Origin of the sequence: Nocardia sp. NPDC004068 (assembly GCF_042874315.1) — a bacterium.
Taxonomy (GTDB): domain Bacteria; phylum Actinomycetota; class Actinomycetes; order Mycobacteriales; family Mycobacteriaceae; genus Nocardia.
In genome coordinates this window covers 46,726-70,538 of sequence record NZ_JBIAMW010000008.1, presented here as the reverse complement: position 1 = coordinate 70,538, position 23,813 = coordinate 46,726, and the positions used below count along the sequence as shown (strand labels likewise).

Below are 23,813 nucleotides of genomic sequence, written 5' to 3'. Positions count from 1 at the left end.
CGGGGGGTTCGGGCCAGGTTGCGGGGGGCGAGGCGACCGGGGCGTGGCCCTCAGTAGCAGGCCCAGCCGCTGTCTTCTTTGATCGCTTTCGGGTTGGCGTAGTGGTATTTTTCGCCGCATGCTTTGTTCATGTCGATCTTCATCGAGCATGAATAGCGCGACGCACTCGCTGATACATGGAGTCTGGAACCAGAATACGCGTTGTTGCAGTAATCGCCCAGATTGTCTATACCGCCGAGTGATCGACCGCTGTCGAGCGCACGGCAGTCACCGCTGTCGGGACTTCCACTGGTGTAGACACCCACGTCTTTCTGATCAGGGTAGCGCCAGTTGCAAGCCGAGGTCAGTATCGCCTCATTGATTTCGACGGTGCAGGATTCCCCGTCTACCGACATTTTCTCACCACAGTAGGACTTCAGATCCAAACCGCCCTGCCGGATCCTGTGTTCCATGTTCACCCGGGTGACCAGAACACCTATCACTATGCCGAGGAAAAGAATCGCGACGGGCGTCGCGGGAGACTTCACCAGGAATCTGAATAGACCGGGCGCCTTCGCCCACACCGCCTGTACGGCCCTGATAATTGTGACGCCGAATCCCACCAATACTTCGAACATGACTCCCCTACCGGAGATCTTGGTACCTGATCAGCCCCTCGGTCGGCACCCATTCTTATCTCTTCGCCGCCCGAGCGTCAATCGAAAAGTGTCGCGAAAACCGACCGCTTCCCACGAGCCGTCCGGTTGGTTCGAAATTTCGGCTGTATCAATTCGCCATGCGACGGCGATCAACACGTCGTGACCATCAATCGGAAAACAGGACACGCTGGTCTCATATTTGCCTTCGGCGTGTCAGCCGTGCTGTCGACCGCCGGATGTACGGCTGGCCCTCATCCCATTGCCGCGCCGATCACGACATCCTCCCGATCGGCCGAGCCCACCACATCAGCATTGTCGAGCACCACGACGGTCGCGCCGATTCCCACCACCACCACGTCCCTCGCTCCCCCGCCGCCTCCGGCCTCCCCGGTGACCAATTCCGTGGCCCTGATGCCGCCCGTCGTATGCCTGAATCTGCAGGACGCGCAGAACACGATTCAGCGGGCCGGGGTGTTCTTCTCGCGTTCCAAGGACGCCACCGGGGCCGGGCGCAAGCAGATTCTCGACCGCAATTGGATCGTCGTCGCCCAGACCCCCGCGCCCGGGACGCCCTTCACGGAAGGCGAGGCGGTTCTTTCGGTCGTGAAGTACGGGGAGCCGAACCCGTGCTGAGACCCGCTGGTTCGGGGCGGCGCTGTCGGAGCCTCCGGGAGTAGATGAGCCGAAAGGTTGCCGATGCGCCTGGGGCGCAACGAAAATCAGCGGAATCGTGATCCGTTGAGTGGGGTGGGACTGGGTATTCATCGGGCATGAAGAACAGCACCACCTCTCGCGTGTCACGGCGGCCGTGGTTCGCGGATCTGGAGGAAGCCGAGCGGCGGGGGGCGCGGGGTAGCGCGGGGATCGGGTACTTCGATTGCGACTGTGACATCTGTCGGCATCGGACTCGGGACCCTCGCTTCTGACTCGGGCGAAAAGCGTGCCCGAGTCAGAAGCGAGGGACTGGTTGGAGCGAACCGGTAGCGGGAGGGGGCTCAGCTCTGGTCCGGGTCTGCCTTCGCGGGCGGCTTCGGCTGCTGGTCGGACGCATCGCCCTCCACCGCGCCCGGGTCGGTGCCCTCGTCGGCCGCCTGGTCGGGTTCGGGGTGCTCGGGGGAGAACTCGGCGGGTAGGCGTTTGATGTGCTTGTTCATCGAGCGGATCAGTAGGACCGTGCCCACCAGTAGGACCAGGATGATGACGAGGCCGAGGGGGCTGGCCTTGCCGAATTCGGGGCCGGTGGGGTTGGTGGTGGGCTGGGCCAGCAGGGTCCAGATCATCGGGCGGGGTCCTCGTCGGCCTCGCGGATGCCCGCGAACAGGTCGGTCTCCGGGAGTTCGGTGCGCACGTGGGTGCGGGCGAGTTCGAATTCCTCGGTGGGCCACAGGCGTTGCTGCATCTCCAGCGGGATCGCGAAGAACGCGCCGTTGGGGTCGATCTGCGTGGCGTGCGCGCGCAGGGCGTCGTCGCGCTGCGGGAAGTACTTGGCGCATTCGACCTGCGTGGTCACCCGGCCCATGATGTCGCCGCGCTCGGCGGCGGCCTTGCGGATGCGGTCGAGCCAGTCCTGCATGGGGAACGGCTCGCCGATGCGCTCGAACTCCGCGGCGAACACCTCCAGCCGCTGCATGCTGAAGCCGTGGTCGTAGTACAGCTTCAACGGCTGCCACGGCTCCCCGGCGTCGGGGAAGCGCTCCGGGTCACCGGCCGCCTCGAACGCGGCCATCGACACCTTGTGGCACATGATGTGGTCCGGGTGCGGGTAGCCGCCGTTCTCGTCGTAGGTGGTCATGACGTGCGGCCGGAACTCGCGCACGACCCGTACCAGAGCCTCGGTCGCCTCCTCCAGCGGCACCAGGGCGAAGCAGCCCTCGGGCAGCGGCGGCGGCGGATCCCCTTCGGGCAGACCGGAATCCACGAAGCCCAGCCAGGTCTGCCGCACGCCGAGCGCCTTGGCCGCCTCGGCCATTTCCTCCTTGCGCACCTCGTTGATGCGATCGAGGATGCCGGGCACGTCCATCGCGGGGTTGAGGATCGAGCCGCGCTCGCCGCCGGTCAGGGTGACGACCAGGACGTCGTTGCCCTCGGCGGCGTATTTCGCGGTCGTCGCGGCGCCCTTGCTGGATTCGTCGTCCGGGTGGGCATGCACCGCCATGAGGCGAAGTCCACTCACGCCTGATTCACCTCGTCGCTCACCATCGTCACCTCATCGCTCTCCGCCGCGGGTGTGGGCCCTCGATCTCCACTCCCTATAGTTCCATTCGACCTCCGATTGTTCCGACCTACCCCCCGGGAGCGACCAGATCATGAGCGAAGCCTCCACCCGGGTGGCCGACCGTTACGGCACCGGCCCGCGGCGCGACCGCCGCTGGGTCGCCGGGGCGCTCGGCGCGGTGGTGGTCCTGCTCGGTCTCGGCGTGGCCTACCTGGGGTATCGGCAGTTCGGGCCGCAGGACATCGAGCCCGATCAGCTCGGCTATCAGCTCGTGGACGACTCCACGCTGACCGTTCATTTCAAGGTCACCCGCAAACATCCGGACCGGCCCGTCGTCTGCTTCGTGCGCGCGATGGACACCGACGGCGCGGAGGTCGGCCGCCGCGAGGTGCTGATCGCGCCCTCCGACAGCGGCACCGTCGAGATCACCGTGCCCGTGCGGGCGACCGCGCGCCCGGCCAACGGCAACATCTACGGATGTAGCGGCAAAGTGCCCGAGTACCTGAGAGCCCCCTGAGAAACACCCCGCGACCGGGCCGCGAAATGCCGGGCCAACAGGGCAAAACGCGTCGCAAAGACCGCTCCGACCTGCGTTTTTGTATTTCGTGCTAAAATGGTCCAACGCACGGTTCCGGAGCCTCTGGAGCCGTGTTTGCTGCATTGACGGCCGGCGCTGTCGGGGTTCGAGGACATCCCCCAGGGATCGCTCCAGCCGTCCACGCCGTCGTGCGCCTCCAGCAGCGGGGGCGCACGACGGCGGCCTCAGGGAATCCCGGCACGCCGGGAACAACTACTAGGGAGTGATCGAGATGACTGAGACGAACGTGACCTGGCTGACCCCGGAGTCGCACGCGAGGCTCAAGAGCGAACTCGACGCGCTCATCGCCAACCGTCCGGTCATCGCGGCCGAGATCAACGAACGCCGCGAAGAAGGCGACCTCAAGGAGAACGGCGGCTACCACGCGGCACGCGAGGAGCAGGGCCAGCAGGAGGCACGCATCCGGCAGCTCCAGGAGCTGCTCAACAACGCGAAGGTGGGCGTGCCGCCCGCGGTTTCCGGTGTCGCACTGCCGGGTTCGGTGGTCAAGGTCTACTACGACGGCGACGAGAGCGATACCGAGACCTTCCTCATCGGCACGCGCGAGGAGGGCCTGGGCCGCTCCGACCTCGAAACCTATTCGCCCTCTTCGCCACTCGGCGGCGCGTTGATCGACGCCAAGGTGGGCGAGACCCGCGAGTACACCCTGCCCAACGGCAACACCATGAAGGTGACGCTGGTCAGCGCGGAGCCCTACCACAGCTGACGCCGGGAATTCGCCGGGTCCGGCAACGGGATGCAGCACCGTTGCCGGACCCGCTCCCGTATCAGCCCAGTGCTTGCTCCACATCGGCCAGCAGATCACCGATGTCCTCGATTCCCACCGACAGTCGCACCAGATCCGCGGGCACCTCGAGTTCGGAGCCCGCGGTCGACGCGTGCGTCATGGCGCCCGGATGCTCGATGAGCGACTCCACCCCGCCCAGCGATTCGGCGAGGGTGAAAATCCTTGTGCGCGCGCAGAAGTCGTGCGCCGCCTGGTGGCCGCCGTGCAGGCGCACCGAGATCATGCCGCCGAAGCGGCGCATCTGCTTCTGCGCGATGGCGTATCCGGGGTGTTCGGGCAGGCCCGGGTAGATCACCCGCGAAATGGCCGGATGATCGACGAGGTAACCGGCGAGTGTCTCGGCGTTGTCGCAGTGCCGATCCATCCGCACCGCAAGGGTTTTCACCCCGCGCATGGTGAGAAAGGCGTCGGTCGGTCCGGGCACCGCGCCCGCGCCGTTCTGCAGGAAGGCGAAGGCCGCGTCCAGTTCCTGATCGTCGGTGATCAGCGCGCCGCCCACCACATCGGAGTGGCCGCCGATGTACTTGGTGGTCGAGTGCAGCACGATGTCGGCGCCCAGCAGCAGCGGCTGCTGGAGGTACGGCGAGGCGAAGGTGTTGTCCACCACCAGTTTCGCGCCGCCGCCGTGCGCGACGGCCGCCAGCGCGGCGATATCGCCGACATTGAGCAGCGGGTTGGTCGGCGTCTCCAGCCACACCAATTTGGTGGTGGGCCGCATGACCTCGCGCACTCGATCCGGATCCGACACCGGGGCGACCGAGTACTCGATGCCCCACTGCGTGAAGACCTTGTCGATCAGGCGGAACGTGCCGCCGTACGCGTCGTCGGGGATGACCAGGTGATCTCCGGGCCGCAGGGTGGCACGCAGCAGACAGTCCGTGGCCGCCATGCCGGAGGCGAAGGCCCGTCCATACCGGCCCGATTCGAGCGCGGCCAGATTGGCCTCCAGTGCGGTACGGGTCGGGTTGCCGGTCCGCGCGTACTCGTATCCGCCGCGCAGTCCGCCCACCCCGTCCTGGGCGAAGGTCGAACTCGCGTAGATCGGCACGTTCACCGCTCCGGTCTGCGGATCGGGATCGAACCCGGCGTGCACGGCCCGTGTGGAGAACCCCAGCTGATCGTCGGTCATGACTGCCAGCCTAGAACTCGACAATTACTGTGATTCGCATGGTCACCGTTGAGGAGCTCTTCGCCATCGATTCCCTGCTCACCGACACCGAGCGGCAGATCCGGGACACGGTCCGGCTGTTCGGCGAGCAGCGGCTGCGCCCGCATGTGGCCGACTGGTTCGAGGCGGGCGCCTTCCCGGCCCGCGAACTCGCCCCGGAACTGGGGAAACTGGGCCTGCTCGGCATGCATCTCGAGGGCTACGGCTGCGCCGGGGTGACCGCCACCGAATACGGGCTGGCCTGCCTCGAGCTCGAGGCCGTGGATTCCGGTGTGCGCAGCATGGTCTCGGTGCAGGGCTCGCTCGCGATGACGGCCATCCACAAGTACGGCTCGGAGGAGCAGAAGCGGCGCTGGCTGCCGGAGATGGCGGCCGGGAATCTGCTCGGCTGCTTCGGACTCACCGAACCCGATTTCGGTTCCAATCCCGGCGGTATGCGCACGCGGGCGCGTCGCGACGGCTCGGATTGGGTGCTCGACGGGTCGAAGATGTGGATCACCAACGGCTCGGTGGCCGATGTGGCCGTGGTGTGGGCGCGCACCGAGGAGGGCATTCGCGGGTTCCTGGTGCCCACCGACACCCCGGGCTTCGGCGCGCGGGAGATGCACCGCAAGCTGTCGCTGCGCGCCTCGATCACCGCGGAACTCAGCCTGGACGGGGTGCGGCTGCCCGACGACGCGCGGTTGCCCGAGGCCACCGGTCTGGCCGCGCCGCTGGGTTGTCTGTCCGAGGCGCGGTTCGGGATCGTGTTCGGCGCGCTCGGCGCGGCCCGGGACTGCCTGAACGCCACCGTCGAGTACGCGCGCACCCGCGAGGTGTTCGACAAACCGCTCGCGGCCTATCAGCTCACCCAGGCCAAGCTCGCGGATATGGCCGTCGAACTGGGTAAGGGCCTGCTGCTCGCCCTGCACCTCGGGCGAATCAAGGACGCGGGCGGCGTGCGACCCGAACAGGTCAGCGCGGGCAAGCTCAACAGCACCCGGGCGGCCATCGCCATCGCCCGCGAATGCCGAACCATCCTGGGCGCCAACGGAATCACGCTCGAGTATCCGGTGCTGCGGCACGCCAACAACCTGGAGTCGGTGCTCACCTACGAGGGCACGGCCGAGGTGCATCAGCTCGTGCTGGGCGAGGCACTCACCGGATCGAAGGCGTTTCGCTGACAATTTGCGAAATATCACAGTGTGGTAAATGCTGCGTGATTGCTAGCATTGCCGGGTGTTTTTGTTCGGCTCCGCGTTGCTCGAAGTGTCGGCGCGCAAGACCTTGAATCGCCTGCACCAGACGCACGGAGTTCCGGCGCTGGCGGCGGCCCGGGCGGTCCCGGCGGTGTCGGCGGCGTTGGATCAGCATGCCGCCGCGATCCGCGACATCCTCGAAATGGGGGTGGAGAATTCGGCCGCGGTGCCCGGGAGCGTCCTGCTCGCCGGTTACGCCCGCGGCCTGCTCGAACATTCCGGCCGGGCGGCGCTGGCCGCGCCGCGGGATCCGCACGAGTGGTGCGCCGCGGATTGGCTGCAACTGCGGCTCGCCGGGGTGTGTCAGCTGGCGTTCGCCCGGACCTGATCCCGATTCGTGGCCGCGACGGTCGCGCCGCCGCCACCCGAAAAGCGCTGAGCGGCCGCGTGATTCGCGGCCGCTCAGGATATCGCGTTGTCGGGTCGGACGGATCAGCGCCGGGACTCACCCGGATCGTCGCCGGTCGGCCCGCTGTGCCCGTGATGGCCGCCCTGGGTTCCCGGCCGATCCCCTTGCGCGCCGGGCATTTCCGGACGACCGCCCGGCATACCGGGGCGACCGCCGCCCTGCGGGCCGGGCATTCCCGGCCGACCGCCCTGTCCACCGGGCATCCCGGTCGGACCGCCCTGCGCGCCCGGCATTCCCGGCCGACCGCCCTGTCCGCCGGGCATCCCGGCGGGACCACCCTGCGCGCCCGGCCGTCCGCCCTGCGCGCCCGGCATACCGCCGCCCGCGCCCGGACGATCGCCGCGCTCGGAGCCGTACCCCATCGAGCCCATCTGCCCGCGGCCCATCTGCTCGGAGCCGTAGCTCGCGCCGCCCGCCATCTGCGGCGTGCGATGCTCGCTCTCCTGCTCGTGGGACATCTCGCGCTGCCGCGAAACGTCCTCGCGCCCACGCTGATACGCCTCGGCGTGACCGCGTAGCTGCGGCATCTCGCCCTCGAGGTTGTCCAGCCAGCCGTCCCAGCGCCGCTGCATGGGCCGGACCAGGCCGCCGCCGACGCCGACCACCAGCACACCGCCGATGGTCGCCAGGACGGTGATGAGGATCGGCATGGTCACCGAGGTGGCCACCCCGATCTGGTTCAGCGCGGCGATGATGCCGACGCCCCAGATGAACACCGCGGCGATGCGACCCAGCATCCGGCCGTAGGACAGGCCGCTGAGCATGTTCGAGACCAGATCCGAGACCGCCCGCGCGATCGCGCCCGCGATGACCACGATGATGATCGCGACCGCGGCCCGCGGCAGCCAGGAGACGATGCCGTTGAGCATGTCGCTGACCGGATTCGGGCCGAAGACCCCGAAGCCGATCTGCAACGCGATCAGCAGGATCGCGTAGTAGACCAGCTTCACCAGGATGTCGGTGGCGTCGTAGCGACTCCGCGCGAGCATGTCCTTGATCCCGCCGCGTTCGACGAGCCGGTCGAAACCGATCCGCCGCAGGATCGCCCCGGCGATTCTCGCCACGACCTTCGCGACGATCCAGCCGATGACGAGGACGACGAGGAATCCGATGAATTTGGGCACCCACGTCGCGATGGAACTCCACGCGTTCGACATGCCCTGCTGAAAATCGATAGCCAAACTGGAGGTGTACACCGACCCATCCCTTCGCTATCTGACGTTCCCGACGGTTTGCCAGAACTGCTACTGAAGGGTTTATACCCCTGGGTGATCAGTCGAATCACCGGTTTGCATCGATATTGCTACCGGATTGTTGCGCGCTCAGTACGCGGAGTTCACGTTGTCCATCGAGCCGTAGCGGTGCGCGGCGTAATTGCACGCGGCCACGATGTTGGCGACCGGATCCCACACGTCGAAGGGGGTGCCGTCGACGTGGTAGGCGGCGAAGGTCGGATCGATGACCTGCAACAGGCCCTTGGACGGGATGCCCATGGCCGCATTGGAGTCGTACAGGTTGATCGCCTGCGGGTTGCCCGAGGACTCGCGAATGATGTTGCGCATGATTCCCTCGTAGCTGCCCGGAATGCCGTGGGCGGCCATGATGTCGAGGGCCTGGTGGATCCAGCCGTCGAGGTTGTCGGGGTAGCTCGGCGCGGGCGCGGGGGCGGGCTGCGGTTCCGGCGCGGGCGCGGGCTCGGGGGCCGGGGCGGGCATGGGCGCCGGGATGGCGGCGGCCTCGACGGCCTGCGCGACGGGCGCGGCGGGCGCGGCCGGGGCGGCCGGGGCCTGCGGGGCGTTGGAGGCGGCGATCGTGGACGCCAGCGTGGTGGGCTCGACCGCGTCGGAGTGCTGTCCGGCGGCGCCCGCGATGGCGGCGACGGCGGCCAGGGCGAGGGTCGCCGAGCCCGCGGTGCGCGCGATCGCCTTGGTTCTGTTGTTCGCGATGAAGGACTTCGTCGTCATTTCGAGGTGGGTTTCCTACTCTGTATCGGCCGGTGGCCTGCAGCGGGCAGCGCGATACCAGGACGAGGACCCGTCGCTCGCGGGCTCGCCTTCGCGCTGAATGCTTTTGTGCTTGGACCGGGGAGAGACTGGCTCCCCAACTGACACGACCCGAATCTCGGTGATGGCCGGATGGTCCGGCGGCGGTCGTGTTTCCGCGTTGGTGTTGACTACTCCTCGTGCTGTGCAGACCTGAGGTCTGTTTTCGAACGAGGTCACAGGATGATTGCGGCAGGTTGCCGTAAACCTAACCGAAGGTTAACAGTAGGTGCTACGCGACCGTAGGTTGGACAGTTCGGTCTCGCTATAACCCTTTGAACTGCGGTTTTAGATAAACCTTATAGTGACCCGGATCACCAAGAAAGTTACCGTGTCGCGCTGGACGAGGGCCGTTTGTCCGCTCTTGGACAACGTCCGGTAACGGAAGGTCACGACGCGGTGACGCCGTCCGTCAGCCCCCGCCACCTGCCGATACCGCCGCCCGCGCGACCATCGGCCGCGTCTCCCCACCCGGGTCGATCCGTGGCGTGACCGATGTCCGCAACACCCGGGTAACGACGGGCAGCAACAGCACCGTCACGATCAACCGGATGCTCTGCACGCAGGTGATCAGCGGCGTGTGCACATTCATCGTCTCGGCCGTGGCCAGTACGGCGTTGATGCCGCCCGGCGTGGTGGCCAGGTACAGATCGGTGGGCCGCAGATCCACGACCAGACCGAGGCTCACCGCGACCGCGCCCACCAACCCCGACAGCGTCACCACCGCTGCGGTCACGGCCGGGATCAGGCGGGCCATCTCGACCACGACCGAACGGGTGAACCTGCCGCCCACCTCGAAGCCGACGCACACGAACAGCAACTGCTTGAACAGATGCGTCGGCGCGTACCCGTGGCTCACCCCGGCGGCCGTGAGCAGCATGGCCAGCAACATCGGCCCGAGCAGCGCGGCGTTGGGCAGCCGCAGCCATCGGCCGACGCGAATTCCCAACAGGCACAACACGATAGCGATCGACAGCCCGGCCACCTGATCGCCCCGTCCGACGATCATCCAGGCGGGCAGATCCGGATTCGTGACCCGTCCGGCGACCTCGGCGGCGGACCCGTCGCCCTCCCCCAGCAGCGTCGCCACCACCGGCGCGCTGAGCGCCACGAAACCCACCCGCAGGTACTGCATGAACGCCACCCGCCGCGGATCGGCCCCCAACTCGTCGGCGCACGCGACCACGGCCGCCGAGCCCCCGGCCATCATGCCGAGCGTCGCCGTCGGCAGGCTCATTCCGGCCACCCGGGCGAAGACGAGCGCCACCAGCACGCTGATCACCAGCGTGGCGACCGTGACCAGCAGCACCGGGACGAGATCCCATCCGATCGAACGCAACAGCGCCACCTCGAGGTAGCTGCCCATGAGCACGCCCAACATCGCCTGCACGCCCACGCTCACCGGCCGCGGCAACGCGGCGGGCAGGCGACCGCTCATCGCCAGCGCGGCGCCGACCACGAGCGAGACGATCATCGCCGCCGCGGGGAATCCGACGCGTTCGAGCAGCTCCGCGGCGGCGAGCACCGCGATACCCAGCAACACCAGCACACACGCCTGTCCCCGCGTCATACGACCCCATCCTCGTCGGCGCCCGTGAACTCCCGGTAACAGTCCAGTTATTCCCGTTCGGAAGTTACCTAACGGAAAGGAGCCGATCGAAGCGGTATCGAACGGGTGTCAGTAGCTGCTGAGAAAGCCCAGCAAATCGTGCCGGGTGATCACGCCGATGGGCTTGCCGTCCTCGACGACCATCAGCGCGTCGGTGGTCTCCAGGGCCTTGGTCGCGCTCGACACCGGCTCGCCGGAACCGATCAGCGGGAACGACTCGCTCATGTGCTTGGAGACCGGATCGGTCAGGTGCGCGCGACCCTCGAACACGGCCGAGAGCAGATCGCGCTCGCTGACGCTGCCCGCGACCTCACCGGCCATCACGGGCGGTTCCGCGCCGACCACCGGCATCTGCGAGACCCCGTACTCGCGCAGGATCTCGATGGCGTCGCGCAGCGTCTCCGACGGATGGGTGTGCACGAGATCGGGCAGCGCGCCGGACTTGCCGCGCAGCACCTCGCCGACCAGCGGTTCGCTGCGGCCGTCCAGGCGCGTGCTGAGGAAGCCGTAGGAACTCATCCAGCGGTCGTTGAAGATCTTCGACAGATAGCCGCGGCCGCCGTCGGGCAGCAGCACCACGACCACCGCGTCCGGATCGCGCTCGGCCACCCGCAGGGCCGCGACCACGGCCATCCCGCACGAGCCGCCGACCAGCAGGCCCTCCTCGCGGGCCAGGCGGCGGGTCATCTCGAAGGAGTCGGCGTCGGAGACCGCGATGATCTCGTCGGGAATGCTCGGGTCGTAGGCGGTCGGCCAGAAGTCCTCGCCGACGCCCTCGACCAGATACGGCCGGCCGGTGCCGCCGGAGTACACCGAACCCTCGGGGTCGGCGCCGATGACCTTCACCTTCCCGTCGGAGACCTCCTTGAGGTAGCGGCCCGCGCCGGTGATCGTGCCGCCCGTGCCGACCCCGGCGACGAAATGGGTGACCCGGCCCTCGGTGTCGCGCCAGATCTCCGGGCCGGTGGTCTCGTAGTGGCTCGCCGGGCCGCCCGGGTTGGAGTACTGATCGGGCTTCCAGGCGCCGTCGATCTCGCGGACGAGACGGTCCGAGACGCTGTAGTAGCTGTCCGGATGCTCCGGCGGCACGGCGGTCGGGCACACCACGACCTCGGCGCCGTAGGCGCGCAACACATTTCGCTTGTCCTCGCCGACCTTGTCGGGGCAGACGAATACGCACTTGTACCCGCGCTGCTGCGCGACCAGCGCCAGGCCCACCCCGGTGTTGCCGGAGGTCGGCTCGACGATCGTGCCGCCCGGCTTCAGCAGGCCCTGCTCCTCGGCCGCGTCGATCATCTTGACCGCGATCCGATCCTTGGAGCTGCCGCCCGGGTTGAGGTATTCGATCTTCGCCGCCACCAGGCCGGAGTTCGGCCCCACCACGGCGTTCAGCCGAACGAGCGGGGTGTTGCCGATCAGGTCGACGACGTGGTTCGCGATGCGCATGGCACCCATCGTTCCAGAACCCGCGCGCGGGCTCGGACCGGGTGCGGATCGATCGGCGCGTCCGATTTCCGGCGCGGCGTTTACCACAAAGCGCGACCGGGAACCGTATTCGCCCTATCATCGCCCGCGTGAGGATGCCGAAGACCGTCCGCGCTGCCGTGCTCGGGTCCCTCGGGACCATCGCGCTCGTCGCGCCCGCCGCCGCCCAGACCACCGAATTCCCGCAGACGCCGAGCATGTACTACGGCGGGTTCTGCTGGGGCAACATTCGGACCTGGGCCGACACCAGCCCCGACTACCCAGGCCGCGCGGTCGTCAATGTGCAGGCGCTGCCCATCCAGGGCGTCGGGCCCGGCCAGTACCCGTTCGCTCCGCTGTGCAATGTGGAGACCACGGTGTCCTGGCGCAATATGAACACCGGGGCCGCGGGCGAGTACCGCCTGAACGTGGTCACCGGCATCTACGGCAGCATCCTGTACGCGATGTTCCAGGACACCGGGCCCGGCCACATCGAGGTCATCGTCACCACCAACGCCCTGCACGCGCCCGCGCACGGCTCCTTCGAGGTCGCCGGTCCGCCACCGGGTCAGTAACCGTTCGCCCGGGGTCCGTGCTCACAGCCGAGCGATCCGGCACGATGTATGCAGGTCGATGTCGAGGCGGGAGAGGCTGTAGCGGAGGGTTTCGTGAGGACGTGGCGGACATTCGCGGTGACGGGAGCCGCGACCGTGGTGGCCGGTTCGGGTGCCACCGCCGGGTATTGGGCGACCTACAAGTTGCTGATGTCGCAGGCGCAGGCCGCGCGCACCGTGATCGGGCGCGATACGGCCAAGCCGCCGGAGGCGGACGGGGTGTACACCGCGGGCTGCCTCGCGCCGCGGCGCTGGCGCACCGGGGTGCCGTTCGATCTGCATCTGATGATCTTCGGCGACTCCACCGCGGCGGGCGTCGGCTGCGTCGACCCCGAGGACGTGCCGGGCGTGCGCATCGCGCGCGGCCTGGCCGAGGCGACCGGGCTGCGAATCCGATTGAGCACCAAGGCGATATCGGGCGCCACCTCGAAAGGTCTTGCGGGACAAGTGGACGCGATGTTCGTCGCCGGACCGCCGCCGGACGCCGCGGTCATCCTCATCGGCGCGAACGACGTCACCAAGAAGCATTCGGTGCTGCGCTCGGCGCAGCGGCTGCGGCAGGCCGTGGGCCGGTTGCGCGCGGCGGGCAGCGTCGTCGTGGTCGGCACGTGCCCGGATCTCGGTACGGTGTCGGCGATTCCGCAACCGCTGCGCACGGTCGTGCACGGCTGGTGTCAGCGGCTGGCCCGCGCCCAGACCGCGGCGACGCTGGCCGCGGGCGCGAGTCCGGTCGCGATGGGCAATCTGCTCGGCCGCGAATTCCGCACCACCCCGGAGATCCTGTTCTCCACCGACGGCTTCCATCCCTCCGCGGCGGGCTACGAGCTGGCCGCCAAGCATCTGCTCCCGGCCCTGCTGCGCGAACTGCGCGCGAGCGACAGGGGCATACCGGGTGTTCCGGACCCGATGCCCGCGACGTAAATTCGGAGGAGCATCCGACGACAGAAGGAGTCCTCATGCCCGAGGCCGTCATCGTGTCCTACGCCCGTTCGCCCATCGGCCGGGCCGCCAAGGGCTCCCTGGTGAGCATGCGCCCGGACGATCTGGCCACCCAGATGGTGCGCGCCGCGCTCGACAAGGTGCCCGCGCTCGCGGCCTCCGACATCGACGACCTGATGCTGGGCTGCGGTCAGCCCGGCGGCGAGGGCGGCTTCAACATGGCCAAGGTGGTCGCCACCCAGCTCGGCTACGACTACCTGCCCGGCACCACGGTCAACCGCTACTGCTCCTCGTCGTTGCAGACCTCGCGCATGGCCTTCCACGCCATCAAGGCGGGCGAGGGCGAGGTGTTCGTCTCCGCGGGCGTCGAGACGGTCTCGCGGTTCCCGAAGGGCACCTCCGACGGCTGGCCCGACACCCACAACATCAAGTTCGCCGAGGCCGAGTCCCGCACGGTCGAACGCGCCCAGGGCGGCACCGACGGCTGGCAGGACCCGCGCGAGAACGACCTGCTGCCCGACATCTACATCGCCATGGGCCAGACCGCCGAGAACGTCGCCCAGTTCACCGGCATCTCCCGCGAGGAGCAGGACCACTGGGGTGTGCGTTCGCAGAACCGCGCCGAGGAGGCCATCAAGGCGGGCTTCTTCGAGCGCGAGATCACCCCGGTCACCCTGCCCGACGGCAGCGTCGTGAGCACCGACGACGGCCCCCGGCCCGGCACCACCTACGAGAAGATCTCGCAGCTCAAGCCGGTCTTCCGCCCCGACGGCACGGTCACCGCGGGCAATGCCTGCCCGCTCAACGACGGCGCCGCGGCGCTGGTCATCATGAGCGACACCAAGGCGCGCGATCTGGGCCTGACCCCGCTGGCCCGCATCGTGTCCACGGGCGTGTCCGGGTTGTCGCCGGAGATCATGGGCCTGGGCCCGATCGAGGCCAGCCGCCGCGCGCTGAAGCTCGCGGGCATGGGCATCGGCGACATCGACCTCTACGAGATCAACGAGGCGTTCGCGGTGCAGGTGCTCGGCTCGGCTCGCGAGCTCGGCATGGATCTGGACAAGCTGAACGTCTCCGGCGGCGCGATCGCCCTGGGCCACCCGTTCGGCATGACCGGCGCCCGCATCACCGCCACCCTCATCAACAACCTCCAGACCCACGACAAGCAGTTCGGCCTGGAGACCATGTGCGTGGGCGGCGGCCAGGGCATGGCGATGATCATCGAACGCCTCAGCTGATCCTCCGCTGAAAAGACCACTGGCCCTCGGGATTTCCCGAGGGCCAGTGGTTTTCGGATAGGTCGTGAGGACTAGTCGCTCTGCAGGTAGCTCAGCAGTCGCAGGATCTCCAGGTACAGCCAGACCAGGGTGACGGTCAGGCCCAGCGCCACGCCCCAGGCCGCCTTCTCCGGCGCCTGCGCCCGGATGAGCTGGTCGGCGGCGTCGAAGTCGAGCAGGAAGCTGAAGGCCGCGATGGCGATCACGACGAGGCTGAAGATGATCGAGATCGGGCCGCCGTCGCGCAGGCCGAAACCGCCCGGGGTGAAGAACGCGGCGATCAGGTTGCCGAGCATGAGCACCAGCACACCGATCATGGCGCCGAACATCATTCGGGTGAACCGCGGCGTCACGCGGATCGCGCCGGTCTTGTAGACGACCAGCATGCCGAAGAACACGCCGAAGGTGCCGAGCACCGCCTGGGCGATCAGCCCCGAACCGCCGACGCCGCCGAAGGCGACATTGGTGAACATGAACGACAGCGCGCCCAGGAACAGCCCCTCGGCCGCCGCGTAGCTCAGCACGATCGCCGGATTGTCCTGCTTGCGCCCGAACGTCGCGACCATCACCAGCACGAAGCCGACCAGGCCGCCGACGATGACGAACAGCGGTGCCAGCGCGTGATTCGCCGCGGTGAGCCCGTAGGACAGCACGGCCGCCACGGTCACCACGCCCAGCGTGATGCCGGTCTTGGTGACGACGTCGTCGATGGTCATCGGCCGCGCGGCCGGGGCCGCCTGATACGGCTGCTGCTGCTGTTCGTAGCCGTACGGCTGCTGGCCGTACTGCCCGAACTGCCCGGCGCCCGCAGCCGCCGAACCGAATCCCGCGTATCCACCGCCCTGCTGTTGCGGTAACTGCTTGAAGATCGGGTTGCTAGTGGTGCGCACCGTCTCGTCGCCTTTCCGAGGTTCGCGGCCAACGTCGATCGTGACCGTTCTGATTGTCCAACGCCCGGTGCCGGAAGCAAGTTCCCGAACCGGACAGAAATCGGACATTCAGGACTCTACCGCGTACGCAACCCGCGTACCGAGCGCGTAACGGTGAACTTGCGATTGCGGCCCACCACATCCGTATGGCCCACCATGCGTTCCATCACGCCCCGATAGTTCAGGTGCGAGTTGTAGACCGTCCACAGCTCCCCGCCCGGCCGCAGCACCCGCCCGGTCTCGGCGAACATCTTGATGGCCGACCCCGTGTGCACCGCCGCGCCGATGTGGAAGGGCGGATTGCAGACCACGAGATCCGCACTGTGATCGGCGAGTTCGGACATGGCGTCGTCGCGCAGCACCTGCACGCGGTCGGCGACGTCGTTGGCCGCCGCGGTGGCGCGGGCGGAGGCGACCGCCGCGGCGGACTGATCGGTGCCGGTCACCGCGAGGTGCGGGCGGGCCTTGGCGAGGGCCACCGCGAGAATGCCGGTGCCGCAACCCAGATCGATGGCGTCGCGCGCGTCGGGCTTCATCCGGCGCAGATGCTCGAGCAGGAAGCGGGTGCCGATATCGAGCCGCGGCCCGGAGAACGCCGCGCCGTGCGCCACCACCTCGAGCCCCAGCTCATCGATCCGCTTGCGCACCGGAAAGGGCGGCTCCCCCAACGGTTTCGGGCCCTCCGCCAGGAGGATGCGCGACTTCTGCCGGCCCCGGCTGGCCCGCACCGACGAAAACGATTCGGCCAGTACCTCGTTCATGGCCGGGGTCAGGTACTTGTCCCGCGCCCCCGCGAAGATCCGCACATCCGGATCGGCGTAGCGCGCGATGGCGTCGGCGATCTCGGACAGGCCCGACAGCGCGCGGGGCAGCCGCAGCAGCACCACCTTGACATCGGCGAGCAACCCGCGCCCGAGCGGATGCGCGACATAGCGATCGGCCAGCCCGAGCGCGCGGGCGTTGTGGGCGAGGGCCTGTTCTCCCGTCAAGAGATCTTGATGCACCCGCACCTCGCGCAGATCGTGGGCCGCGATCGCGCCGAGGGTGAGCGCGCCGTAGCCGTCGTCGAGGACGGCCACGTGTCCGCTGCCCGCCTTCTCGAGCGATTCGGCCGCGACGTCGAGGATCAGGCGATCGGCGGCGTCGACGGCATAGAGGTTCACCGCCTCCACATCCGGATACCGCCGCAATCGGCTCAATACGTCGTCGACCAACACACCTCTAGTGTGCTAGATCGTTGCCGTGTCGTCGCCACCACCCCAATGGTTACCCGGCATACCATCTGCCCCATGCGTAACAGGCTGGTATTCACCGCGATCGCGGGGTTGACGCTGCTGACGAGTTGCTCGACCGACTCGTCCCAGCCTGCCGCGCACCCCGCCGAGCACGTCGCGACCACCTCGGCCGCCGCGGCGCCGCCCACGAGCGTGGACCCGGAACAGGGCGATCCCTCGCCGGGCGCGCGCCTGACGGTCACGGGCGTGCGCCTCGGCCACCACCCCGGGTTCGATCGCGTGGTCTACGAACTCGGCGGCACGGGACGGCCGGGTTGGCGGGTGCGCTACACCGACCGGGCCGTCCAGGACGGGAGCGGGACGGCCGTGGCGGTGGCCGGGCGGTCCATTCTGGAGGTACAGATCCTCGGCTCGGCCTATCCCTGGGACAGCGGCGTCGCCGAATACGAGGGTCCGGATCCGGTCACCGATCCGGCGGTGCCGGGGATCACCGGGGTCTACGGCGCGCACGTCTACGAGGGCGCCACCCGGTCGTTCATCGGCATCGACGCGGACCGGCCCGCGTTTTCCGTTGCGGCACTGGACAATCCGGCCCGCCTGGTGATCGATATCGCGACGCCCTGAGTCCGGCGGCCTGGTTCGGCCGCGGCGCGCCGACCTAGACTGGCGGCGTGATCGCTTCCCGCCGAACGCCCCGCCGCTCGCGGCTGCTCGGGCTGTTCGTGTTGGTCGCCGGGATCGCGATCATGCATTCGGCCGTCTTCGGGGCCGGACACGCGTCGGCCCACCCGACCACCAAACCCGCCACGCACGCCACGACCCAACCCGCCACCGAACCCGCCACGCACGCCGCGGCCCAACCCGCCACCGACCACACCACGCATGCCGCGACCCAACCCGCCGCGGCGCGGGCACACGACCAGGCGGCCACCGCCGACCCGAGCCCCGCGCACGCCGGAATGCACGCGTGCGTCTTCGTCCTGTCCGCGCTCGCCCTCGTCCTGGGGCTCGCGCTGGTGGCGTGGGTCGGCGCGGACCGGGCCGATGCCGCGGCCGCCGCCGCGCGCGCCCGGCTGTCCCGCCAGCCACGCCCACCCCCGTGGACCGTGCCGTCCCTACCGGAGCTGTCGATCCTGCGGATCTGATGGGCGCCCGCGCGCGCCCTTCACCCAGACGAATCCCTCAGGAGGACAATCATGTTCGGCCCCCGTACCCGAACCACGCTCGCGGGCACCGGCATCGCCGTGGCCCTGCTCATGGCCGGCTGCAGCAACGGCGACGACACCGCGTCCCCGGCCACCACGACCATGTCCGGCATGAACCACGGCGGCGGCACGACCACCGCCGACGCGGGTTTCGCCGATGCCGACATCACCTTCCTGCAAATGATGTATCCGCATCACGCCCAGGCCCTCGATATGGCGAAACTGGTCCCCGGCCGCTCGCCGAACCCCCAGGTGATCGCCCTGGCCGCGGAGATCGAGAAGGCCCAGGCCCCCGAGATGCAGCAGATCACCGATCTGCTGCGCGCGGCGGGCAGGCCCGCGCCCTCCGCCGATATGGGCCACGATATGCCCGGCATGATGACGCACGACGAAATGACCGCGCTGCAAGGGCTTTCGGGCGCGGACTTCGACCGGGAGTGGCTGCGGATGATGATCGCGCACCATCAGGGCGCGGTCACCATGAGCGACACCGAACTCACCGACGGTCGAGACGCCCGGACCAAGGCCCTGGCCCAGGCCATCGTCACCGCCCAGCAGGCGGAGATCGACCGGATGCACACCCTGCTCACCCAGTCCTGAGCACCGCCGACGCCGGGATGACGCGCGACGTCATCCCGGCATCAGCTGCCGATGACGGCGTTCATGATCGTGCCCGCGCTGGTGGCCGTGGCGCCGCCGATCATGGCTCCCGCGACCATCTTCGGGGATTCGAGGGCGCCGCCGCTCCACTTCTCCCAGGCGAAGCGCCCGCCGCCGTAGGTGATGGCGCTGACGCCGGAGAGCAGGACGAACCAGGTGAAGTAGCGGACCATCTTCATGATCTTGTCCGCGGCCGGGGGCGTTTCCGGGGTCGGATTGCCGACCTGGGCGACCACCGTCGTGTACATGTCGTGTGCTGCGGCGAGAACCATGCTCACGGTAGTTGTCCTTTCGGATGCTGCGAGGGCGGAGCATGCTGGAAGAACTCGTCGTACCAGTCCATTGAACAGCACGCCGGTTGTTTGCCGCAGGCGGACACACCGTTTCGGCCGCTGACGGGCCGGGCCTCAGAGCGTCCCGGCGAGTTCCCGCAGCACCGGCAGGCTCACCGACCCGGAGCCCAGCACGGTGTCGTGAAAGGTCTTGATGTCGAAGCGCTCCCCGAGCCGCTCGGCGACCCGCGCCCGCTGCCGCGCGATCTCCAGCTGTCCGACCTTGTAACCGACCGCTTGCCCCGGTATGGCGATATACCGATCGACCTCGGTCTCGAGTTCGGTGCGCCCGACCGGGACGTGCGCGACCATGAAGTCGATCGCGCGCTGCCTGCTCCAGCCCCGCGCGTGCAGACCGGTGTCGACCACGAGCCGCGCCGAGCGGAACGAGTCGGCCGCCAACATGCCGATCCGGGCGAGATCGTCCGGATACAGCCCCATCTCGTCGGCGAGGCGTTCGGTGTAGAGCGCCCAGCCCTCCACGAACGCGGTGTTGGCGAAGGACTGCCGCTGGAAGCGCGGCACCCCGGTCAGCTCGTTGGCGATCGTGAGTTGCAGGTGATGACCGGGAATGGCCTCGTGGTAGGCGATGGCCCGGGTCTGGTAGCGAGGCTGATCGGACGGGTCGTACAAATTCACGAAGTAGGTCCCCGGCCGCGAGCCGTCGGCGGCGGGCGGAAAGTAGTACGCCCCGGCCACATCCGCCGCGAGGAACTCCGGCACCGGCACGATGGCGCACGACTCCTCGGGCAGCCGCCCGAACCAGTCGGGCATGGCCGCGTCGGCGTCGGCCAGCGCGGCGCGCGCGTCGGCCAGGATCTCCGCCCCGTCGCGGTAGCGCAGCGCCGGGTCCGCGCGCAGGCGCTCGAAGATCTCGGCCTGATCCCGCAGCCCGAACAGCGCGCCGCCCACCCGCGCGTACTCCTCGCGCAGCCGTTCCAACTCGGCCAGACCCAGCGCGTGGATCTCCTCGGCCCCCAGATCGTCGAGGGTCGTGTGCCTGCGCAGCAGCCGCCGGTAGATGTCCTCGCCGTCGGATCCGAGCCAGCACAGCCCGGCCTTGTCGTCGGGTCGTGCCGCGGGGAGCAGTTCCTCGGCCAACGCCGTCCGATACTCGCGCAGGGCCGGGCGGATCACCTCGCTCGCCACCTCGGACAGCGTTGCGCGCCAAGCGGATTCACCGTCCCAGTCGGCCGGGCCGGGGAAGGTGACGAACGGATCGTCCGCCGGATCCGAGGCGAGGTATCCGTCGAGCTGGTTCAGCGACCGCTCGACCACGACCCGCGCGGGCGCGCGCCCGGCCGCCAGCCCCGCCCGGAACCGCTCCGCGGCCTGCGCGAACAGGGTGTCGAACTGCCGGAACCGGCGCACCAGGGCCCGCGCGTTCTCCGGCGCGGGGGCATTGGTCTGCGGCGCCAGGGTCAAGGTCGCCGCGTGCACGCCGTCCATCTGATCGCACGCCATCTCCACCGGCCGCCACTCCAGCTGGTCGACGGCCGAGGCCAGCTCCTGGATCAGCAACGCCCGGGTGATCCGGTCCCGGTCGGTCAACGCCGCCGCGTCGAGGGCCGAAACCCGTTGCAGCAGGCCCTGATACACCCCGGTCAACCGCTGTTCGGCGGCCTCGGAGAGATCCTCGATCCGGTCGTCGAAGCGGCGATCCCCCAGCAGGGTCGCGGCGCCGGGCGCCGCCTCGAGCACGGTGTCCCAGTACTTCTCGGCCAGATCGACGAGTTCGGCGTGCGCGTCCATCACCCCATCATGCCGCGCCCCACGGCACCAGCACGATCTTCCCGCGCACCCGGCCGGATTCGCTGATCCGGTGCGCCTCGGCCACCTCCGCCAGCGACAGCACCCGCGCCACCTCCACCCGCAACCGGCCCGCGTCGATCAACGCGACGATCTCGCGCAGATCCGCCCCGGACGGCTCGACGTAGAACCGGACGTACCGCGGATCGCCCTCGGCGTCGGAGCCCAGCGCGTCCACATACCGTCCCTGCGGCCGCAACACCCGCAGCGAGCGCGCGCCGTAGGAGCCGCCGACGAGATCCAACACCATGTCGACATCGCGCACGACCGTGGTGAAATCCGTTGCGCGGTAATCGATCAGCTCGCTCGCGCCGAGCCCCAGCAGGAACTCGTGATTGTCCGCGCGCGCCGTCCCCAGCACCTCCGCGGCCCGCGCGACGGCGATCTGCACGGCCAGATGCCCGACGCCCCCGGCCGCCGCGTGGATCAGCACCCGTTCCCCGGCCCGCAGCCCCGCGAGCGCCTGCCACGCGGTCGTCGCCGCGCTGGGCAGCGCGGCGGCGTGGACGTGATCCAGCGCCTCCGGCTTGCGCACCAGCGACTCCGCCTGCGCCACAACGTATTCCGCGTACGCGCCGAACCTGCCGAACACCATCCCGAACACCTCCTCCCCCACCGCGAAGCCGGTCACGCCCGATCCGAGCGCGGCGACCGTGCCCGAGACGTCGAATCCGAGCGTGAACGGCGGGTCGCCCAGCAGGACGTGCCCCGCGCGCACCTTCCAATCCGCCGGATTCACCGATGTCGCCGCCACCCGGACGAGCACCTCGCCCGGTCCGGGCTCGGGGCGGGGAATCTCGATGGTGCGCAACACATCCGGGCCGCCGAAGCTGTTCTGACTGATCGCTCGCATACTCCCGATTCTGGGCGCTGTAGTATCCGCTGGAAAGTAGGCACTATTTCCATACCGAGGTACCCGATGGATACCGTGGACTCCTGGATCGGCTCCGACGATCTGGTCGACAGCTACCTGAACCGCTGCCCCGCCCGCGAACTGCTGTCGGTGCTCGCCGACAAATGGGTGCTGCTGGTGCTCGGCGCGCTGCGCGTCGACGGGAAACCCGTGCGGTTCAACGCGTTGCGCCGCCGCCTCGACGGCATCACCCAGAAGATGCTCACCCAGACCCTGCGCACCCTGGAACGCGAGGGCCTGGTCCGCCGCGCGGTATACCCGACCGTGCCGCCGCGGGTGGAGTACTCCCTCACCGAACTGGGCGAGGACCTGGGCCGGTTGACCCATGCCATGGGTTCGTGGGTCGTCGCCCACCAGGGCGAACTGGTCAGCGCCCGAGCGCGATTCGACGAGCGTGAGGCCGATCTCACACCGCCCGAACCCCTACCGGTCACATCCCGGACGGTTGCGTAGCGACCGGCACGCTCGATAGAGTCGGCCGCTACTGGGAACGTTCGTGTTCCTCGAAGACGCGATTGCGGAGTCTCCATGAACGGACGCGCCCGACACGATGTCCGGAATCTCTCGCGACAACTGGTCGGCCATTTCGCCAGGCATGTGGCACCGTGCGCGACCCTGCCCGGTGACGCGTTACGCGGCGACATCACCGCCGTCACCCGCGTCTGCCTGGAACTGACCATCGACGTCCTCGAGGGCCGCTGCCCCGACGACAAGGTCGAATTCCTGCGGCAGGCCGCCGCGGGCTGGGCGCGCGAGGGCATCCCGATCGATACCGTGCACCACGCCGTGCACGAGGGCTTCCGGGTGGCGTTCGATCTGCTGCTCACCCAGACCGAACCGCACGAGCGGCCGGAGAATCCGGCCCAGCTGCTCCTGCAGGTCCTGGACACGATCACCCCGGCGGTCTCGCTGGCGTACGTGCGCGAACACCAGGCGGCGGTCAGCGAGCACCACACCGCCGTGCACACCCTGGTGTCGGCGCTGCTGTCGGGGCATCCGACCTCGACCATGGCCCGGGAGAGCGGCGTGGAGATCGCGCCGGAGTACGCCGTGCTGGCGATGAGCCTGCCCCGCCATCGCGACGAGGACCGGCCGGGCGTGGACGGCAAAGTCGTTGCGCGCCGCAAACTTCGGCGATTGCAGGCCGAGCTGGCCCGCTCCGGTGACGGGCGGGTGTTGTCGCTGCTCAGCGTCGACGGCGGCACCGTGCTCGTGCCCGCGGACGCGATCGCCGACGAGGAACTGGACCCGCTGGTCGCCCGGCTCGCCGAGGCCGCCCAGGTGCCGATCACCGCCACGGTCGTCACCGCCGCCACCGCCGAGATCCCCGACTGCGCGGACCGCGCCCACGAACTCCTCGACACCGTGCTGCGGCTGGGCAGCCCGCCCGCGCTCTACCGCTTCGCCGATCTGGCGATGGAGTACCAGCTCACCCGCCCCGGACCGGGCCTGGACCGGCTCGGCACCCTGCTCGATCCGCTCGACGACCACCCGGATCTGCTCGAGACCCTGCGCAGTCACCTCGCCACGGGCCTGTCCCGCCAGCGCACCGCGCGACAGCTCCAGGTGCACACCAACACCGTCGACTACCGCCTCAAGCGCGTCGGCCAGCTCACCGGTCTGGACCCGACCGAGCCGAGCGGACTGTGGTATCTGCGCGCCGCGTTGGTGGCGCGCACCTACCGCAATCATGCTGAGGGATAGGGCATTTCGGGCATTGTGCCCACCTGTG

The 23,813-nt window shown here is 68.9% G+C and carries 26 protein-coding genes; 13 read left to right on the top strand and 13 right to left on the bottom strand.

Going from position 1 to position 23,813, the window contains the following annotated elements:
• Window positions 1–50: 50 nt before the first annotated feature.
• Window positions 51–617 (bottom strand): hypothetical protein, encoded by a 567-nt coding sequence (locus tag ACFYTQ_RS21080; RefSeq protein WP_387363312.1) that lies wholly within the window; start codon window positions 615–617, stop codon window positions 51–53.
• Window positions 618–1,028: 411 nt separating this feature from the next.
• Here ACFYTQ_RS21080 and ACFYTQ_RS21075 point away from each other — a divergent pair, with 411 nt between their 5' ends.
• Window positions 1,029–1,271 (top strand): PASTA domain-containing protein, encoded by a 243-nt coding sequence (locus ACFYTQ_RS21075; RefSeq protein WP_387363309.1) that lies wholly within the window; start codon window positions 1,029–1,031, stop codon window positions 1,269–1,271.
• A 362-nt stretch (window positions 1,272–1,633) separates the two neighbouring features.
• Here the strand turns inward: ACFYTQ_RS21075 and ACFYTQ_RS21070 are convergent, their stop codons facing one another.
• The gene (locus tag ACFYTQ_RS21070; RefSeq protein ID WP_387363306.1) at window positions 1,634–1,918 is read right to left on the bottom strand and encodes a hypothetical protein; all 285 of its coding nucleotides are present in this window, start codon (window positions 1,916–1,918) and stop codon (window positions 1,634–1,636) included.
• Window positions 1,915–2,811, bottom strand: a complete 897-nt coding sequence (mca, locus tag ACFYTQ_RS21065; RefSeq protein ID WP_387363303.1) for a mycothiol conjugate amidase Mca — start codon at window positions 2,809–2,811, stop codon at window positions 1,915–1,917. The genes ACFYTQ_RS21070 and mca overlap by 4 nt, the downstream gene beginning before the upstream one ends.
• 133 nt (window positions 2,812–2,944) lie before the next feature.
• On the opposite strand from mca, the gene ACFYTQ_RS21060 reads away from it, so the two are divergent.
• The gene (locus tag ACFYTQ_RS21060; RefSeq protein ID WP_387363300.1) at window positions 2,945–3,370 is read left to right on the top strand and encodes a DUF4307 domain-containing protein; all 426 of its coding nucleotides are present in this window, start codon (window positions 2,945–2,947) and stop codon (window positions 3,368–3,370) included.
• A 292-nt stretch (window positions 3,371–3,662) separates the two neighbouring features.
• Complete coding sequence (gene greA / locus ACFYTQ_RS21055; protein ID WP_387363297.1) at window positions 3,663–4,157, top strand: transcription elongation factor GreA; 495 nt, start codon at window positions 3,663–3,665, stop codon at window positions 4,155–4,157.
• Window positions 4,158–4,218: 61 nt separating this feature from the next.
• Here greA and ACFYTQ_RS21050 read toward each other — a convergent pair whose 3' ends face one another.
• A complete protein-coding gene (locus ACFYTQ_RS21050) occupies window positions 4,219–5,367 on the bottom strand; it encodes a cystathionine gamma-synthase (protein WP_387363294.1) in 1,149 nt (382 codons plus the stop codon).
• Between the two features lie 38 nt (window positions 5,368–5,405).
• On the opposite strand from ACFYTQ_RS21050, the gene ACFYTQ_RS21045 reads away from it, so the two are divergent.
• Complete coding sequence (locus ACFYTQ_RS21045) at window positions 5,406–6,569, top strand: acyl-CoA dehydrogenase family protein (RefSeq protein WP_387363291.1); 1,164 nt, start codon at window positions 5,406–5,408, stop codon at window positions 6,567–6,569.
• 55 nt (window positions 6,570–6,624) lie between these two features.
• A complete protein-coding gene (locus ACFYTQ_RS21040; RefSeq protein WP_387363288.1) occupies window positions 6,625–6,972 on the top strand; it encodes a DUF6401 family natural product biosynthesis protein in 348 nt (115 codons plus the stop codon).
• A 104-nt stretch (window positions 6,973–7,076) separates the two neighbouring features.
• Here the strand turns inward: ACFYTQ_RS21040 and ACFYTQ_RS21035 are convergent, their stop codons facing one another.
• From ACFYTQ_RS21035 to ACFYTQ_RS21020, 4 genes are all read right to left on the bottom strand, one after another.
• Complete coding sequence (locus ACFYTQ_RS21035) at window positions 7,077–8,249, bottom strand: hypothetical protein (RefSeq protein ID WP_387363285.1); 1,173 nt, start codon at window positions 8,247–8,249, stop codon at window positions 7,077–7,079.
• Window positions 8,250–8,375: 126 nt separating this feature from the next.
• Complete coding sequence (locus tag ACFYTQ_RS21030) at window positions 8,376–9,017, bottom strand: transglycosylase SLT domain-containing protein (RefSeq protein WP_387363282.1); 642 nt, start codon at window positions 9,015–9,017, stop codon at window positions 8,376–8,378.
• A gap of 490 nt (window positions 9,018–9,507) precedes the next feature.
• The gene (locus ACFYTQ_RS21025; protein WP_387363279.1) at window positions 9,508–10,665 is read right to left on the bottom strand and encodes an AbrB family transcriptional regulator; all 1,158 of its coding nucleotides are present in this window, start codon (window positions 10,663–10,665) and stop codon (window positions 9,508–9,510) included.
• 108 nt (window positions 10,666–10,773) lie between these two features.
• On the bottom strand, window positions 10,774–12,150 hold the full coding sequence (locus ACFYTQ_RS21020) for a cystathionine beta-synthase (protein WP_387363276.1): 1,377 nt from the start codon (window positions 12,148–12,150) through the stop codon (window positions 10,774–10,776).
• 134 nt (window positions 12,151–12,284) lie between these two features.
• Between ACFYTQ_RS21020 and ACFYTQ_RS21015 the strand changes: the two genes are divergently transcribed.
• The 3 genes from ACFYTQ_RS21015 (at window position 12,285) to ACFYTQ_RS21005 (ending at window position 14,959) form a co-directional block, all read left to right on the top strand.
• Window positions 12,285–12,743: a hypothetical protein gene (locus ACFYTQ_RS21015; RefSeq protein WP_387364232.1), complete on the top strand. Its 459-nt coding sequence runs from the start codon at window positions 12,285–12,287 to the stop codon at window positions 12,741–12,743.
• 93 nt (window positions 12,744–12,836) lie between these two features.
• Window positions 12,837–13,703, top strand: a complete 867-nt coding sequence (locus ACFYTQ_RS21010; protein WP_387363273.1) for an SGNH/GDSL hydrolase family protein — start codon at window positions 12,837–12,839, stop codon at window positions 13,701–13,703.
• Between the two features lie 35 nt (window positions 13,704–13,738).
• Complete coding sequence (locus ACFYTQ_RS21005) at window positions 13,739–14,959, top strand: acetyl-CoA C-acetyltransferase (RefSeq protein WP_387363270.1); 1,221 nt, start codon at window positions 13,739–13,741, stop codon at window positions 14,957–14,959.
• A 71-nt stretch (window positions 14,960–15,030) separates the two neighbouring features.
• On the opposite strand, the gene ACFYTQ_RS21000 is transcribed toward ACFYTQ_RS21005, so the two are convergent.
• Both ACFYTQ_RS21000 and ACFYTQ_RS20995 read right to left on the bottom strand, forming a co-directional pair.
• A complete protein-coding gene (locus tag ACFYTQ_RS21000; protein ID WP_387363267.1) occupies window positions 15,031–15,888 on the bottom strand; it encodes a Bax inhibitor-1/YccA family protein in 858 nt (285 codons plus the stop codon).
• Between the two features lie 116 nt (window positions 15,889–16,004).
• The gene (locus ACFYTQ_RS20995; protein ID WP_387363264.1) at window positions 16,005–17,144 is read right to left on the bottom strand and encodes a class I SAM-dependent methyltransferase; all 1,140 of its coding nucleotides are present in this window, start codon (window positions 17,142–17,144) and stop codon (window positions 16,005–16,007) included.
• A 72-nt stretch (window positions 17,145–17,216) separates the two neighbouring features.
• Here ACFYTQ_RS20995 and ACFYTQ_RS20990 point away from each other — a divergent pair, with 72 nt between their 5' ends.
• The 3 genes from ACFYTQ_RS20990 to ACFYTQ_RS20980 are packed head-to-tail and all read left to right on the top strand — an operon-like array spanning window position 17,217 to window position 18,967.
• Window positions 17,217–17,786, top strand: coding sequence for a hypothetical protein (locus ACFYTQ_RS20990; protein ID WP_387363261.1), 570 nt, complete (start codon window positions 17,217–17,219; stop codon window positions 17,784–17,786).
• 47 nt (window positions 17,787–17,833) lie between these two features.
• A complete protein-coding gene (locus tag ACFYTQ_RS20985) occupies window positions 17,834–18,307 on the top strand; it encodes a hypothetical protein (RefSeq protein ID WP_387363258.1) in 474 nt (157 codons plus the stop codon).
• 51 nt (window positions 18,308–18,358) lie between these two features.
• Window positions 18,359–18,967 (top strand): DUF305 domain-containing protein, encoded by a 609-nt coding sequence (locus ACFYTQ_RS20980; protein ID WP_387363255.1) that lies wholly within the window; start codon window positions 18,359–18,361, stop codon window positions 18,965–18,967.
• A gap of 41 nt (window positions 18,968–19,008) precedes the next feature.
• Here ACFYTQ_RS20980 and ACFYTQ_RS20975 read toward each other — a convergent pair whose 3' ends face one another.
• From ACFYTQ_RS20975 to ACFYTQ_RS20965, 3 genes are all read right to left on the bottom strand, one after another.
• Window positions 19,009–19,299: a hypothetical protein gene (locus ACFYTQ_RS20975; protein ID WP_387364229.1), complete on the bottom strand. Its 291-nt coding sequence runs from the start codon at window positions 19,297–19,299 to the stop codon at window positions 19,009–19,011.
• A gap of 135 nt (window positions 19,300–19,434) precedes the next feature.
• Window positions 19,435–21,111, bottom strand: coding sequence for a DUF885 domain-containing protein (locus tag ACFYTQ_RS20970; protein ID WP_387363252.1), 1,677 nt, complete (start codon window positions 21,109–21,111; stop codon window positions 19,435–19,437).
• A 7-nt stretch (window positions 21,112–21,118) separates the two neighbouring features.
• The gene (locus ACFYTQ_RS20965) at window positions 21,119–22,021 is read right to left on the bottom strand and encodes an NADP-dependent oxidoreductase (RefSeq protein ID WP_387363249.1); all 903 of its coding nucleotides are present in this window, start codon (window positions 22,019–22,021) and stop codon (window positions 21,119–21,121) included.
• Between the two features lie 66 nt (window positions 22,022–22,087).
• Here ACFYTQ_RS20965 and ACFYTQ_RS20960 point away from each other — a divergent pair, with 66 nt between their 5' ends.
• Both ACFYTQ_RS20960 and ACFYTQ_RS20955 read left to right on the top strand, forming a co-directional pair.
• Window positions 22,088–22,534, top strand: coding sequence for a winged helix-turn-helix transcriptional regulator (locus tag ACFYTQ_RS20960; protein ID WP_387363246.1), 447 nt, complete (start codon window positions 22,088–22,090; stop codon window positions 22,532–22,534).
• Between the two features lie 75 nt (window positions 22,535–22,609).
• A complete protein-coding gene (locus tag ACFYTQ_RS20955; RefSeq protein WP_387363243.1) occupies window positions 22,610–23,785 on the top strand; it encodes a PucR family transcriptional regulator in 1,176 nt (391 codons plus the stop codon).
• The last annotated feature ends 28 nt before the right edge of the window (window positions 23,786–23,813 follow it).

Coding starts and splice junctions, on each gene's coding strand:
- ACFYTQ_RS21020 (WP_387363276.1), bottom strand. CDS start 12,150: ATGCGCATCGCGAACCACGTCGTCGACCTGATCGGCAACACCCCGCTC.
- ACFYTQ_RS20965 (WP_387363249.1), bottom strand. CDS start 22,021: ATGCGAGCGATCAGTCAGAACAGCTTCGGCGGCCCGGATGTGTTGCGC.
- ACFYTQ_RS21070 (WP_387363306.1), bottom strand. CDS start 1,918: ATGATCTGGACCCTGCTGGCCCAGCCCACCACCAACCCCACCGGCCCC.
- greA (WP_387363297.1), top strand. CDS start 3,663: ATGACTGAGACGAACGTGACCTGGCTGACCCCGGAGTCGCACGCGAGG.
- ACFYTQ_RS20970 (WP_387363252.1), bottom strand. CDS start 21,111: ATGGACGCGCACGCCGAACTCGTCGATCTGGCCGAGAAGTACTGGGAC.
- ACFYTQ_RS20990 (WP_387363261.1), top strand. CDS start 17,217: ATGCGTAACAGGCTGGTATTCACCGCGATCGCGGGGTTGACGCTGCTG.
- ACFYTQ_RS20960 (WP_387363246.1), top strand. CDS start 22,088: ATGGATACCGTGGACTCCTGGATCGGCTCCGACGATCTGGTCGACAGC.
- ACFYTQ_RS21030 (WP_387363282.1), bottom strand. CDS start 9,017: ATGACGACGAAGTCCTTCATCGCGAACAACAGAACCAAGGCGATCGCG.
- ACFYTQ_RS21050 (WP_387363294.1), bottom strand. CDS start 5,367: ATGACCGACGATCAGCTGGGGTTCTCCACACGGGCCGTGCACGCCGGG.
- ACFYTQ_RS21005 (WP_387363270.1), top strand. CDS start 13,739: ATGCCCGAGGCCGTCATCGTGTCCTACGCCCGTTCGCCCATCGGCCGG.
- ACFYTQ_RS21080 (WP_387363312.1), bottom strand. CDS start 617: ATGTTCGAAGTATTGGTGGGATTCGGCGTCACAATTATCAGGGCCGTA.
- ACFYTQ_RS20975 (WP_387364229.1), bottom strand. CDS start 19,299: ATGGTTCTCGCCGCAGCACACGACATGTACACGACGGTGGTCGCCCAG.
- ACFYTQ_RS20955 (WP_387363243.1), top strand. CDS start 22,610: ATGAACGGACGCGCCCGACACGATGTCCGGAATCTCTCGCGACAACTG.
- ACFYTQ_RS21045 (WP_387363291.1), top strand. CDS start 5,406: ATGGTCACCGTTGAGGAGCTCTTCGCCATCGATTCCCTGCTCACCGAC.
- ACFYTQ_RS21025 (WP_387363279.1), bottom strand. CDS start 10,665: ATGACGCGGGGACAGGCGTGTGTGCTGGTGTTGCTGGGTATCGCGGTG.
- ACFYTQ_RS21015 (WP_387364232.1), top strand. CDS start 12,285: ATGCCGAAGACCGTCCGCGCTGCCGTGCTCGGGTCCCTCGGGACCATC.
- ACFYTQ_RS20980 (WP_387363255.1), top strand. CDS start 18,359: ATGTTCGGCCCCCGTACCCGAACCACGCTCGCGGGCACCGGCATCGCC.
- ACFYTQ_RS21060 (WP_387363300.1), top strand. CDS start 2,945: ATGAGCGAAGCCTCCACCCGGGTGGCCGACCGTTACGGCACCGGCCCG.